13 protein-coding genes and 1 riboswitch are annotated in these 13520 nt (G+C 60.3%); of the genes, 6 read left to right on the forward strand and 7 right to left on the reverse strand.

What is annotated here, in order from left to right; all coding sequences use genetic code 11:
- Nucleotides 1–15: 15 nt before the first annotated feature.
- Nucleotides 16–513: a GNAT family N-acetyltransferase gene (locus tag H2Z84_RS07840; RefSeq protein ID WP_181835485.1), complete on the forward strand. Its 498-nt coding sequence runs from the start codon at nt 16–18 to the stop codon at nt 511–513.
- Nucleotides 514–538: 25 nt separating this feature from the next.
- Here H2Z84_RS07840 and H2Z84_RS07845 read toward each other — a convergent pair whose 3' ends face one another.
- Nucleotides 539–1213: a hypothetical protein gene (locus H2Z84_RS07845; protein ID WP_181835486.1), complete on the reverse strand. Its 675-nt coding sequence runs from the start codon at nt 1211–1213 to the stop codon at nt 539–541.
- A gap of 556 nt (nt 1214–1769) precedes the next feature.
- On the opposite strand from H2Z84_RS07845, the gene H2Z84_RS07850 reads away from it, so the two are divergent.
- Nucleotides 1770–2984: a cation:proton antiporter domain-containing protein gene (locus tag H2Z84_RS07850; protein ID WP_181835487.1), complete on the forward strand. Its 1215-nt coding sequence runs from the start codon at nt 1770–1772 to the stop codon at nt 2982–2984.
- Between the two features lie 127 nt (nt 2985–3111).
- On the opposite strand, the gene H2Z84_RS07855 is transcribed toward H2Z84_RS07850, so the two are convergent.
- The 4 genes from H2Z84_RS07855 to H2Z84_RS07870 form a co-directional block, all read right to left on the reverse strand.
- Nucleotides 3112–4431 (reverse strand): hemolysin family protein, encoded by a 1320-nt coding sequence (locus H2Z84_RS07855; RefSeq protein WP_181835488.1) that lies wholly within the window; start codon nt 4429–4431, stop codon nt 3112–3114.
- A gap of 112 nt (nt 4432–4543) precedes the next feature.
- Nucleotides 4544–5266 (reverse strand): uracil-DNA glycosylase, encoded by a 723-nt coding sequence (gene ung, locus H2Z84_RS07860; RefSeq protein ID WP_181835611.1) that lies wholly within the window; start codon nt 5264–5266, stop codon nt 4544–4546.
- Between the two features lie 140 nt (nt 5267–5406).
- Complete coding sequence (locus H2Z84_RS07865; protein ID WP_220272750.1) at nt 5407–5736, reverse strand: rhodanese-like domain-containing protein; 330 nt, start codon at nt 5734–5736, stop codon at nt 5407–5409.
- Nucleotides 5733–6392: a protein-L-isoaspartate O-methyltransferase family protein gene (locus H2Z84_RS07870; protein ID WP_181835490.1), complete on the reverse strand. Its 660-nt coding sequence runs from the start codon at nt 6390–6392 to the stop codon at nt 5733–5735. The genes H2Z84_RS07865 and H2Z84_RS07870 overlap by 4 nt, the downstream gene beginning before the upstream one ends.
- A 118-nt stretch (nt 6393–6510) precedes the next feature.
- Nucleotides 6511–6658: riboswitch (TPP riboswitch) on the forward strand.
- 75 nt (nt 6659–6733) lie between these two features.
- Here H2Z84_RS07870 and thiC point away from each other — a divergent pair.
- The 3 genes from thiC to H2Z84_RS07885 all read left to right on the forward strand — a co-directional run bounded on the left by thiC (nt 6734) and on the right by H2Z84_RS07885 (nt 9843).
- Nucleotides 6734–8644 (forward strand): phosphomethylpyrimidine synthase ThiC, encoded by a 1911-nt coding sequence (thiC, locus tag H2Z84_RS07875; RefSeq protein ID WP_181835491.1) that lies wholly within the window; start codon nt 6734–6736, stop codon nt 8642–8644.
- Nucleotides 8645–9016: 372 nt separating this feature from the next.
- Nucleotides 9017–9469 (forward strand): GNAT family N-acetyltransferase, encoded by a 453-nt coding sequence (locus H2Z84_RS07880; protein ID WP_103525677.1) that lies wholly within the window; start codon nt 9017–9019, stop codon nt 9467–9469.
- A gap of 59 nt (nt 9470–9528) precedes the next feature.
- A complete protein-coding gene (locus tag H2Z84_RS07885; RefSeq protein WP_181835492.1) occupies nt 9529–9843 on the forward strand; it encodes an EthD family reductase in 315 nt (104 codons plus the stop codon).
- Between the two features lie 74 nt (nt 9844–9917).
- Here the strand turns inward: H2Z84_RS07885 and H2Z84_RS07890 are convergent, their stop codons facing one another.
- Complete coding sequence (locus H2Z84_RS07890; protein WP_181835493.1) at nt 9918–11129, reverse strand: winged helix-turn-helix domain-containing protein; 1212 nt, start codon at nt 11127–11129, stop codon at nt 9918–9920.
- 122 nt (nt 11130–11251) lie between these two features.
- On the opposite strand from H2Z84_RS07890, the gene H2Z84_RS07895 reads away from it, so the two are divergent.
- The gene (locus tag H2Z84_RS07895; protein ID WP_181835494.1) at nt 11252–11485 is read left to right on the forward strand and encodes a DUF2789 domain-containing protein; all 234 of its coding nucleotides are present in this window, start codon (nt 11252–11254) and stop codon (nt 11483–11485) included.
- Between the two features lie 106 nt (nt 11486–11591).
- Here H2Z84_RS07895 and H2Z84_RS07900 read toward each other — a convergent pair whose 3' ends face one another.
- Nucleotides 11592–13310 (reverse strand): HAMP domain-containing methyl-accepting chemotaxis protein, encoded by a 1719-nt coding sequence (locus H2Z84_RS07900; RefSeq protein WP_181835495.1) that lies wholly within the window; start codon nt 13308–13310, stop codon nt 11592–11594.
- Nucleotides 13311–13520: the final 210 nt, after the last annotated feature.

A 13520-nucleotide genomic window follows, 5' to 3' on the forward strand; every position in this document is an offset into this window, starting at 1 on the left:
ATGACAGGGACTGCCATGCAGATACGCCCCGTACTTGGCGCGGATGTGGCCGCGCTCCAGCAACTGATACTGAACGATGGGCCGAACGACTGGAATTATTTGCCGGCTGATGGCGTGGTGGCGACGCTGCAGCAATTGGTGGCAGGCCAGGTGCAGGGCTTGCTGGCAGAACAGCAAGGCAGGGTGATCGGCGTCATGCTGTTTGCCTGTGACGACCCTTATCCGCAGTACCGTCCGGCCGATATCGCGCCAGCGCAGGCGGCTTTTCTGATCGAGGCGGTGATCAGCCGCGACTGTGCCGGGCAGGGCCTGGGCAGCCGGCTATTGCTGGCGGTATGTGCCGCCTTGGCTGAACAGGGCTGTGGCTGGCTGTGTGCTGACCGCCATCAGGAAAATGCCGGCTCGGCCGGGATGATGCGCAAGTCGGGCTTGGTCGAGCTGGGCAGTTATCCGGATGCCGAACGGCGCTGGAGTGGTTCGCGCCGTACCACGGTGTGCGGCCGCCGTTTGTAGCCGCCGCGAGCTGGCTCAGCCCAGTTCAGTACAGCTTGGCATTGAGACTGAACACCGCCTGCCAGCCGGCGGTGTGCTGCGCTTGCTGATCGGCCATCCAGCGCGAACCAGCGCCGACATCCAGCGACCAGCGCGGGTTGAAGGGATGATTCAGCATCAGCAGCAGATTGCTTTGCTCGAGGTGGCGGCCATTGCCATCTGCCTGATGCCCCAGGCTGCTGGCGCGTTGGGTATCGGCCAGGCTGCCCCAGCCTAGCAGGCTGATGCGCTGGTTCTGCCAGTGGCCCAGGGTGATGTCCAGATTGAGCAACAACAAACTGCCCGGGCTGGCATGACCCAGCCGGTCGGCATAGCCGATGGAGACCGACCCATCCTGCGGCAGATCCAGCCCGTAGCGCGCCACCCCCATCCAGTGGCTGGAGTTGGCCCCCAGCTCCCACTGGCTTTCATTGGCCGCGGCCAGTGATACCCAGCCGCCAGGAGCGGGCAGGCCAACACCGGCTTCGCCTTCCTGCACAAACAGGCTGCCATAGGGCGTATCGTGGCGCAGATCGATATTCGGCTGCAGGCGGGAGCCGCTGCCGGCACTGGTCTGGTAGACATTGCCGGCCAGGCTGAGCGTCATGCTGCGTACCGCTTCCTCGGCCAGGCAAGGCTGAGCGAGCAGCAGGATGGGCAACAGGGGAAGAATACGGGCCATGGCGACTCCAGGGGCAGGGTGATGAGACTTGATTCCGGCTGCATGGAAACCATTTTCCGCGGCCAGCTGTCGTTGTCGGCAGAGAATACGCCGAGGCTGCCTTCCTGCAAACCGCATGGCGCTTGTTTGCAGGCGCGCGCGCCAGGGTGAGACAAGGCCAAAACAAGCGAAAATAACTGGGCAAGCGGAGTTTGCCTGGCATCAATGTGCATTCGGCAGGCCTTGTTTACGCCCGGGCACCGCCGGCCATGACCAGTCTCTACCGTCATCCATTCCCGCAGCCTGCACCCGCCATTCCCCCCGCGATGGACACTTGCCATACCGACGCACATATTTTTTTCCACCCAGCCACGCCGGATGGACCGGCTGGCATAGCGGTGCGCTCAAGCTGATGAATTCATGTCGTAATTTGTAGTTGCCTGCTGGCCGGAGGCGGTACATTTTTATGCATTATTAATTATTTGTGTTTTTTAATACAAAATTCAATATTAAGCGGAACTACCACGACTTTTTTGCTATCAGTCATTGCATCAAGACTTTGCCGGAGGGCTGCGCCATGCTTCATCATTCGCCCCTGATTGCCACCATTGTCGGCAGTCTGGTGTTTGCTTTCATGCTGGGAACGCTGGCTTTCCGCCTGCGCCTGCCGCCGTTGATCGGCTATCTGTGTGCCGGCATCGTGGCCGGTCCCTTCACCCCCGGCTTTACTGCGGACGGCCAGATTGCACCGCAACTGGCCGAGATGGGCGTCATCCTGCTGATGTTCGGCGTCGGCCTGCATTTTTCGGTGCGCGATCTGCTGTCGGTCAAGGCCATTGCCTTGCCGGGAGCCATCGGCCAGATCCTGCTGGCCACCGTGCTGGGGCTGGGCATGTCGCAGCTGTTGGGCTGGCCGCTGGGCGAGGGCGTGGTATTCGGCCTGGCCTTGTCCACCGCCAGTACCGTGGTCTTGCTCAAGGCCTTGCAGGAAAAGAATCTGGAACAGACGGATGACGGCAAGATCGCCATCGGCTGGCTGGTGGTGGAAGACCTGGTGATGGTGCTGACGCTGGTATTGCTGCCGATCTTTGCCGGGGTGTTGGGCGGCAAGGGTGCGGCCACCGCCATCAGCGGTAGCGCGGTACTGTGGACCATCGTGCTGACGCTGGGCAAGGTGGCGGCTTTTGTGGCGCTGATGCTGGTGTTTGGCCGCCGTTTCATTCCGTGGATGCTGGAGCGCATTGTGTATACCGGCAGCCGCGAGCTGTTCCGGCTGGCAGTGCTGTCCACGGCGCTGGGCGTGGCTTACGGCGCGTCCTTGCTGTTTGACGTGTCGTTTGCGCTGGGGGCTTTCTTTGCCGGCATGGTGCTGGCCGAATCGCCGCTCAGCCACCGTGCGGCAGAAGAATCACTGCCGCTGCGCGATGCCTTTTCCGTACTGTTTTTCGTGTCGGTCGGCATGTTGCTCAATCCAAGTGTGCTGTTGCACAACTTCTGGGAAGTGCTGGGCACGCTGCTGATCATCGTGGTGGGCAAGTCGCTGGGGGCTTATGGCATTGTGCGCCTGTTTGGCCGCAGCCCGGCCACTGCGCTGACCATTGCCGCCAGTCTGGCGCAGATCGGCGAATTTTCCTTCATTCTGGCCGGCTTGGGCATTGCCTTGGGTTTGATGAGCGAGCACAGCCATTCGCTGATTCTGGCCGGTGCCATTCTGTCCATCCTGCTTAATCCGCTGCTGTTTGTCTGGACCGAGCGCTATCGCCAGCGCCAGCAGCAGGTGCTGGACAGCTGACGCAAGGACTGTCTTGCCGCTGCTAAAAAATATAGCGTAGGGTGCCTGGGGCAAGGCACGCTGCCGCAGACAGTACAAGGGTAGGGCTAGGCGGCGCAACGCCGTAGTTGGAATGTGTTAGCCGCTCTCAGTTGTCGTTATGCTCGAGCCGGCTGGATGGCAGGCGGCAGAGCATGATCTTGTCCACCCGCGTCTTGTCCATGTCGACCACTTCGAAGCTGAAGCCCTGCCAGTCGAAACGGTCGGTTACTGCCGGTACCCGGCCCAGCTGATACATCATCACGCCGCCCAGGGTGTGGATGTTGCCGGTGTTTTCACCTGGTAATGCGGAATCGATGTCGAAATACTGGCGGAAGGCATCCAGCGTCACCATGCCATCCAGCAGATAGCTGCCATCCTCGCGCCGTACGATGTCGTCTTCTTCGCCGATAGCGTGAACGGACGGCAGATCGCCCATCACCGTTTCCAGCACGTCGTTCATGGTCACCAGCCCTTCCAGCTCACCGTACTCGTCCACCACCAGCGCCAGATGGGTGCGTGCCAGCCTGAACTGTTCCATCAGCTGCATCAGGCTCACCGTGGCCGGGATGTAGAGCGGGATCTCCAGGTCAGCGATGAAATCCACGTTCTGGCCGGACAGTACCCGGTCCAGCATGCGCTTGGTGTCCAGAATACCCAGCACATGTTCCATGCCACCCTTGCACACCGGAAAACGGCTATAGCCGTGTGCGATCAGCAACTGGCGGTTGTCGTGCTGCTGGTCCTCGATATCGATGGAAACGATGTCCTTGCGCGGGGTCATTACCGCGGCCACCTTGCGGTCGTCCAGGCGGAAGATGTTTTCCACCAGTTCCTGTTCGGCACGGTCGAACACGCCTTCATCCGCCCCCTGTTCCATCAGCACGCGGATTTCTTCTTCGGTAATTGATGGCTCGCTGCTCTTGCGTGCGCCAATCAGCCGCAACAGGGTATCGGTCAGCCGCGACAGCAGGCGTACCAGCGGAGCGGCGGCACGTGACAGCAGCAGCATCGGTGGTGCCAGGGTACTGGCGATGCCTTCCGGATTGAGCATGGCCAGCCGTTTGGGTACCAGCTCGCCAAAGATCAGCGACAACATGGTGATGGCAGCCACCATCAGTGCCACCGACAGGGGTTTGTTATAGGCATGCAGTTGCGGCAGGCTCAGTTCCAGCCAGTCGCGCAGGTGATCGGATAAGGCGGCTTCGCCATACACCCCGGAAAAAATGCTGATGCTGGTGATGCCGATCTGTACGGTGGACAGGAAACGGGTGGGCTCCTCTGCCAGCCGCAGCGCCGAACGCGCACCGCGACGACCTTCTTCAGCCCATTGTTGCAGCCGTATCTTGCGTGAGGACACGATGGCGATTTCCGACATGGCAAATACGCCATTCAGAATGATCAGAATCAGCAGAAAGAAAATATCCACGATGCGGGAGAGGCGGGAAGATAACCCCTGCTAGCTTAGGGCAATGCGGCGCGGCTGCAAAGCAGGGTTTTGCTGAGCAAGGCTGCCGCAGCAACCCCACTTTGCCGGCGGCTCAGAACAGGCTGTTCTGGCTGGCGGCGGGCATCCAGTGAATCGTGCCGCGGCCATGGGCGGCCAGCCAGGCATTCACCTGCGAGAAATGACGACAGCCGTGAAAGCCGCGGCTGGCTGACAGGGGAGAGGGATGGGCGGCGGTCAGCACCAGATGACGGCTGCTATCGATGCGCTCGGCCTTGGTCTGGGCCCAGTTGCCCCACAGCAGGAAGACGCAGCCGGGATTTTTCTGATTGACGGCGTCGATCAGCGCGTCGGTCACCGCTTGCCAGCCCAGCTTGCCATGGCTGCCGGCCTTGTCCATTTCCACCGTCAGCACACTATTCAGCAGCAGCACACCCTGTTCGGCCCAGTGCGTCAGATCGCCGCTGGCCGGCATGCCACCGCCCAGGTCTGCCACCAGTTCCTTGTAGATATTGCGCAGGCTGGGCGGGATACGCACACCCGGCGGCACGGAAAACGACAGGCCCATGGCTTCGCCCTGACCGTGATACGGGTCCTGGCCCAGGATCACGACCTTGATGTCGGCCGGCGCCATGGTGCGCAGGGCATTGAAGATGTCGGCGCGTGGCGGAAACAGGGTTTTGCCCTGGGCAGCTTGCTGGCTGAGCTGCTGATCAATCTGTACCAGACGAGCAAACACGGCGGGTGATTTCAGCACATCCTCCCAGGCGGGATGGACCGGAGCCAGGGCGGGAGCAAGATATTGCAGTTGTTTCAGACTCAAGACAGATACCGTTTCGGATTGGTTTTGCTGCGTTTTTGGACGCAGGCAGCAGGGACAAGTTGCAAAACAAAAGCCATTCCGCGAGGGAATGGCCTTGTCAGGGTACGGCTTGCCGGCAGCGAGGGCTGCTGGTCTCAATAATGGGCCATGGCCAGATCTACATCACAGGCCCAGGCTTCTACTCCACCACGCAGGCTCAGCACCTGCTCGAAACCGGCATTGGCCAGATACAGGCCAACCTGATAGCTGCGTACCCCATGATGACAGACGGTGACGATGGTCTGGTCGTCCGGCAGCTCGCTCATGCGCAGCGGTATCAGGTTCATCGGAATGTGCAGTGAGCCCGGAATGCTGGCTAGCTGCACTTCCCAGTCTTCCCTTACATCCAGCAGCACGGGCTGTTCTGCGCCGGCATCGGCCAGCCACGCCGCCAGATCGCTGGCAGTGATTTCCCGCAGCATCAGAAAACGAAGCGTTCCGGCTCGATGGCTTCTGCCTTGGCCAGACGGGAAATACAGGTTTCGAACAGATTGGTTTCGCTGAAGGCAGACTCGCCCACGCGCTTGATCAGCTTGCAGCTCATCACCGGCAGGTCGCCGACCACCACGATCATGCGGCCACCCACAGCCAGCTGGGCTTTCAGGCTTTCCGGTACCACCGGCAGCGAACCACCGACCACGATCACGTCGAACGGCGCCTGTTCCTTCAGGCCGTCCAGACCATTGCCTTCCACCAGGGTAACGTTGCCGATGCCGGCCTTTTTCAGGTTGGCCGCAGCAGTTTCGCGGGTGGCGGTGTTGATTTCCACGCTATATACATGGCGGCCCAGTTTGGCCAGCAAGGCGGTCAGATAGCCTGCGCCGGTGCCTACTTCCAGCACCTTGTCTTGCGGCTGCACGGCAACATCCTGTGCCAGACGGGCTTCCAGCTTGGGCTGCAGCATCTTGCCGCCGTGCGGCAGCGGCAGTTCGGTGTCGACAAAGGCCAGCTGGCGCTTGTCGGCAGCGACGAACTCTTCGCGTTTCACGTGAAACAGCAGGTCCAGAATTTTCGGGTCAAGTACGTCCCACGGACGAATCTGCTGCTCGACCATGTTGAAACGGGCATTTTCAAAATCCATCAGCTTACTCCGAAGGGCTGGCTGCCAGAGCGGGTGTGCCGCATTGCGGAAAACCTGACTTCATGGGCAGCGTGTCATGACGATAACTTGCGATTATCCCACATTTACCTTACCTTCACAGCATCGCTAGGGGTCCTGTGTGATCGGGTATGGCCTTGATATTCCTGCTGGATGGTAAGAATAGGTCATTCATATTGCACGGGTGAGAAATACCCTTGGAACCTGACCCGGTTAATCCCGGCGTAGGGAAGCGCAATCTGCATGGTCCCACCCCCTTCCCTTGCAGCCCGGTTCGCCGGAATTCCGCTCCTTGCGCCGTTTCATCGCATGGAGGAAACCCGATGAACGCGCCTGCAAAACTGAATGAACAGATGGTGGTTGATACTGCTGCCATCCAGCCCCTGCCCAATTCCCGCAAGATCTACGTCGAAGGCAGCCGTCCGGATATTCGCGTGCCGATGCGCGAAATCAGCCAGAGCGACACCCCCACCCAGTTTGGTGGCGAGGCCAATCCGCCCATCTATGTTTACGACACCAGCGGCATTTATTCCGACCCGGCCGCCAAGATCGACATCCAGAACGGCCTGCCTGCCTTGCGTGCCGCCTGGATTGCCGAGCGTGGCGACACCGAGCAGCTGACCGGCCTGTCCAGCGAGTACGGTCGTGCCCGCGAGGCCGACAGCAAGCTGGACGAGCTGCGTTTCAACCTGAAGCGCAAACCGCGCCGTGCGCTGCCGGGCCAGAACGTCAGCCAGATGCACTATGCGCGCCAGGGCATCATCACGCCGGAGATGGAATACGTCGCCATTCGCGAAAGCCTGAACCGCAAGGCCTATATCGAGAGCCTGCAGGTGGCTGGCGGCAAGAATGCCAAGCTGCTGGAACTGATGACGCGCCAGCATGCCGGTCACAGCTATGGTGCGGCGCTGCCGGAGGAAATCACCCCGGAATTCGTGCGCCAGGAAGTAGCCTCTGGCCGCGCCATTATCCCCAACAACATCAATCACCCGGAATCCGAGCCGATGATCATCGGCCGTAATTTCCTGGTGAAGATCAACGGCAATATCGGCAATAGCGCGGTAACATCGTCCATTTCCGAGGAAGTGGACAAGATGACCTGGGGCATCCGCTGGGGTGCCGACACCATTATGGATTTGTCCACCGGCAAAAACATCCATGAAACGCGCGAGTGGATTCTGCGCAACTCGCCGGTACCCATCGGCACCGTACCGATCTACCAGGCGCTGGAAAAGGTGAATGGCAAGGCCGAGGACCTGACTTGGGAAATCTTCAAGGACACGCTGATCGAGCAGGCCGAGCAGGGGGTGGATTACTTCACCATCCACGCTGGCGTGCTGCTGCGCTATGTGCCGCTGACGGCCAACCGCATGACCGGCATTGTGTCGCGTGGTGGTTCCATCATGGCCAAGTGGTGTCTGGCCCATCATCAGGAAAACTTCCTCTACACGCATTTCGAAGAAATTTGCGAAATCATGAAGGCCTACGACGTGGCCTTCAGCCTGGGTGATGGCCTGCGTCCGGGCAGCGTGTGGGATGCCAATGACGCCGCCCAACTGGGCGAGCTGAAAACCCTGGGCGAGCTGACACAGATTGCCTGGCAGCACGATGTGCAGGTGATGATCGAAGGCCCTGGCCACGTGCCGATGCAGCTGATCAAGGAGAACATGGACAAGGAACTGGAGTGGTGCCACGAAGCGCCGTTCTACACCCTGGGCCCGCTCACCACCGATATTGCACCGGGCTACGACCACATCACTTCCGCCATCGGTGCGGCGCAGATCGGCTGGTATGGCACGGCCATGCTGTGTTACGTCACCCAGAAGGAGCACCTGGGCCTGCCTAACAAGGACGATGTCAAGGAAGGCATCATCACCTACAAGCTGGCTGCTCATGCGGCTGATCTGGCCAAGGGCCACCCCGGCGCGCAAATTCGCGACAACGCGCTGTCCAAGGCGCGTTTCGAATTCCGCTGGGAAGACCAGTTCAATCTGGGCCTGGACCCTGACAAGGCGCGCAGCTTCCACGACGAAACCCTGCCCAAGGACAGCGCCAAAGTGGCGCACTTCTGTTCCATGTGCGGCCCGCATTTTTGTTCGATGAAGATTACCCAGGATGTACGTGAATTCGCTGCCAAGCAGGGCATCAGCGATGAAGCGGCATTGCAGAAGGGCATGGAAGTGAAGTCGGTGGAGTTTGTGAAGGGTGGAGCCAAGCTGTACGACAAGATCTGATTTTATCCACAGCCTTGATATCCACAGGTTTGAGCAAAACGGCAGCTGCGGCTGCCGTTTTTCATGGCTGCGCTTTATCCACAGCATTCAGACCAGCAGGCAGATTGCGGATGGCTGGGCGCTATTACAGCCCCTAGCTTGCGCGACAGGCTGCTTTGTCTGTGGGTAAGTTAATATTCCTTTTATTTCATCAACTTGCCGAACAGGCAAGCACTGTGGATAAACCGCAGATTATCGGCATGCTGTGGATAAGGTGAGCCGGCATAATTTTCCCGACTACTGAAAGTGGTTCCATGTTGTCGCGGGTCATTGGCTCTGCTCATGGGGCCATAAGCCGTGCAGCATGAAGGCTGGTCCACCAAGGAGTTTGTCATGTCGCAGACTGTTCACATCCGTCCGCTTGCCGCCGCTGATTTTGCCGCCTGGTTGCCACTGTGGCAGGGCTATCTGGATTTCTACCACAGCAGTCAGAGCGAGGCGGATACCGCCATCACCTGGCAGCGTTTTCTTGACCCGGCCGAGCCGATGCAGGCCTGGCTGGCCTGGCAGGGCGAACAGGCGGTGGGGCTGGTACATACCGTATTGCATCGCAGCAGCTGGACGCCGGGCAATTACTGTTATCTGCAGGATTTATTCGTACAGCCAGAGGTGCGCGGCACGGGTGCCGGGCGGGCCTTGATTGAGCAGGTGTATGCCTATGCGGCGGATGTCGGCTGCAGCCGGGTGTACTGGCTCACCCATGAAAGCAATGCCACCGCGCGTCAGTTGTACGACCGGCTGGCAGATAATCTGGGCTTCATCCAGTACCGCAAGCAGGTGGGTTGAAGCTGGAGTGCGGGCTGCGATGCGATTATGCTGATGCCCTCACCACCAAGGACATGGTCATGATCAACGTCAGCATCCTCTATCCGTATAGCGCTACTGCCCGTTTCGATTTCGACTACTACCTGCAGCAGCACATGCCGTTGGCCAGCAAGCTGCTGGCCCCGGCCTTGCTCGATATGCGGGTGGAGAAGGGTATCAGCGGTAGCGAACCCGGCAGTACGCCCAACTTTACTGCGCTGTGCCAGCTGCAGTTCGAGTCGGTCGAGACATTTTTGGCCGCGTTCATGCCGATAGCGGAACAACTGCAGGGTGATATCGCCAATTACACCGATATCACGCCGCAGATCCAGTACAGCGAAGTGCTGCTGGGTTAAGACCCGATAACCAAACCCCCGCTCCAGCGTTGCGCCGCCTTGTTCAGAGAGGCCAAGCTATCTGTCAGCCGGCACTAAGCCGCGTGCAGGACGGCTGACAGTTCGCTTGGTCCCTGCTGCAGCACCAGCTGCGGCGTGCCATGCCAGGCGGCCAGTTTGCGCAACATGCCGGCCAGATCCTGGCATAGCTGCGCAGTGGGCTTGATGCCTGCTTCCAGATACAGCGCCTTGATTTCGAATACCCCCTGCTGGCGATGGGCCTTGGCGTCCATGCGCCCCACCAGCCGGCCACGGCTGAGCAGCGGCAGCACGAAATAGCCGAACTGGCGCTTGGCCGCCGGGGTATAGCATTCGATGCGGTAATCAAAGCCGAACAGCTCGCTGGCACGCTTGCGGTCCCACACGACCGGATCAAAAGGCGACAAGGCAGTGCTATGGCCGGATTTGAGCTTGTTTTCGGCCGCCAGTGCCAATTCGGCCTGCAGGCTGTGATGGACAAACACATCATGCTGCCAGCCCTCGATGCGGGCCGGAATCAGCTCGCCGGCATCGGCTAGCTGGTGTAGCAGGGCATCGTATTTGCCGCGTTTGAGCCGGTAGTAATCGGCCACCCAGCCAGCCTTGACCACACCCAGCGCGCGGCAGCTGTGGCGCACCATGTCGCGCTGTGCGGCCTCCACGCTGGGCAGATCGCGCGCGTCACTCCAATCCGGCATTACCCGTTCTGCCACATCGTAGACGCGCTGAAAGCTGCGTCGCTCCTTCACCATCAACTGCCCAAGCGTGAATAGCACTTCCAAATGGCGTTTTTCCGGCTTCCAGTCCCACCAGCCATCCCCCTTGCCGCCACTGCGTTTGAAATCGGCGGAGCGCACCGGGCCATGTTGTCTGATCTGTTCCAGTATCGTGTTGACGGCATCCTGATGTTGCTCCAGCCAGCGTTGCGGGTATTTCCAGCCCATCTGGGCCGGGTCCAGCATGCGATGGCGCAGCAGGCGGTAGTCTTCGCTGGGGACGAAGCAGGCTTCATGCGCCCAGTATTCGAACAGCTGGCCACTGGCGAGTGCGGCATCCAGCCAGGCCGGGTCGTAATGGCCCAGCCGGCTGTACAGCACCAGATAGGGACTGCGCGCCACCACGCTGATGGTGTCGATCTGCAACAGCGCCATGCGGCGGATGGCGCTCATTATGTCGAGCGGGCCGGCCTTGCGTCGTGGCGGGGCCAGTAATCCCTGGGCGGCCAGATGCAGCAGGCGGGCTTGTGACAGGCTGAGATGCTGGGTCATGGTGTGGGCAGACATGAGACAGGACGAATGACTATAGCAAAGCCACTGCGCTTGTCGATTGCACTGTGTTCCGTTCCGCGCCATCCTGCAGTACTGCATCAGGAGCAAGAGGAAAAATAACGATGGATACCGGCAAACATCAGCTGGAGCAGCTGTTTGCCCAGCTTGGTCTGGACAATGATGTCACGGCAATAAAAGTGTTTCTGGCACGTCACTGGCTGGAGCCGGAACAGGCGCTGGCCGATGCGCCGTTCTGGAGTGCCGCCCAGGCGGATTTCCTGCGTCAGGCATTGGCTTGTGACGCGGAATGGGCCGAGGCGGTGGATGAGCTGGCGGTATTGCTAAGCCAGAAATAGCAGTCGGCTGCAGTAGTACAACGCGGCTAGCACCTTTGATTGGGGCTAGCCGCGTTTTTCTTGTTCGCACGATGTGTCCGGAGATGCAGGGCAGCGGTTACGGCGATTAGCCCGGTGTGGTCAGGTGTTGGCTGGCGAAGGCAATCTGTCCTTCAGCTTGGCCGGTTTGTGGCTGGCGACTGGCCTGGCCGGATTGGGGCAAGGTGAAGTAGCTGATGGCCGCTTGCAGCTCGTGCGCCATCTGCTCCATCGCGCCGGCCGAGCTGGCAGTCTGGTTGGCGGCAGTGCTGGTTTCTTCCGACATCTGCGCTACCTGTTCCACATTGCTGGCAATGCCGGTGCCGGCCGCCTGCTGCTCGGCCAGCGCCACCGAAATGGCTCCCACCGATTGCTTGATGCGGTTGACATTGCCGTTGATGCCGCTGACGGTATCGCGGGCTTGGCCCGCCTGGCGCAGCCCGGTTTCCATGCGTTCCACCGTGGCGTGCACATTGTTGATGACCAGTTCGCTGCTTTCCAGCATCTCGCGGATCATGCCGCTGATTTCGGTGGTGGACTGGCCAGTGCGCTCGGATAGCTTGCGCACCTCATCGGCCACCACGGCAAAACCGCGTCCCTGTTCGCCAGCACGAGCGGCTTCGATGGCGGCGTTCAGCGCCAACAGATTGGTCTGATCGGCCACGTCGCGGATGATGGCCACCACATTGGAAATCTTCTGCGAGCGATCGCCCATCAGGTCGGCCTGCTGTTGCGACTGGTGGGCGAGGTCTGCCACCGACTGAATGGTTTGCAGCGTGTCGACAATCACCTGTTCGCCAGCTTGCGCCAACTCACCCGAGGCGGTGGCGTCCTTGGCCACGTCCTGCGCATTGTCGCTGACCGAGCAGATGCTGACTGACAGCTGTTCGACCGAGGCCGACATCGAAGACGCCGCACGGGTTTGTTCTTCCGCGCTGATGGCGACCTGTTCCGAGGCACTGGCCAGCTCGCTGGCATGCACGGTCAGCTTGCCGGTAATACCGTCCAGATGGCGCACCAGCCGGATCAGCTCGCTCTGCATATGGGCCATCGACGCGACAATGCTGTGCTTGTCAGCTGGGCCGACTTGCAGCCGGTCGGCCAGATTGCCCTGGGCGATGCGGCTGGCCAGCGCCACCACATCACGCGGCTCGCCGCCCAGCTCGGCCAGCAGGCGGCGGATGATGAAGGCGGCCAGCAAGGCCCCCAGTACGATGCCACCCAGCATCAGCCCCAGCGACAGGGCGGAGAAGGTGCGGGCATGGCTTTGCGAGCTGGCAAAGTTTTCGGCGGCCACCCGCAGCTGCAGGTCGATCAGGGCATCGATGCGGCTGGAGATGGGGTCAATGGCGGGGTAGAGGTCCTTGTCCAGAAACTGCTGCAGCGCGGCCTGGTCTTTGGCCTGCACGATCTGGCGCAGCCGCAAGATGCTGGCATCGGCCTGGTGCATGGCTTGCTCGGCCTGATCGGCCAGGCCTTTTTCATCAGCCGTCAGGTAGGTGGCGCGATAATTGCCCCATTGCTGCTTGAGTGTGGCCTGTGCCTGATCGAGGCCGCTGAGAAATTCAGCCGGGCTCAGCTTGCCGCCATGCAGTTTGTGGGCGGCATCGACGATATTGACTGCATAGCTGTCGCCGGCCAGCTTCAGTTGCTTGAGGCAGACCACGCGGTCGTTATAGGTGGTGGAAAAGTCGGTCAGGATATTTTGCTGGGTCAACCAGCCGAAGCTGCCGACGCCCAGCGTGATCAGCTGTAGCAGGGCGATGAGCGCAAACAGCTTCTGGCCTATGGTAAGCCGGTCCGACATGATGATTACCCCCTGATTCATCTGGAAATGATGACTGGTTTTATATTGGTATTGTCGTTGTAGTGCGGTGGTGATGCCGCTTGCAAGCGCTGTCTGCATGCTTAGGTAAGCGCACTTAGTAGGCTTGCGCAGGGGGTAATCTTGTTGTCATTTGTTTGTCGCATGACGGTATTGATCGACTCGCCCCGCATTGATGGGTGGCTATCTATA

The organism is Aquitalea aquatica (assembly GCF_013911085.1).
In the GTDB taxonomy this organism is placed as follows: domain Bacteria; phylum Pseudomonadota; class Gammaproteobacteria; order Burkholderiales; family Chromobacteriaceae; genus Aquitalea; species Aquitalea aquatica.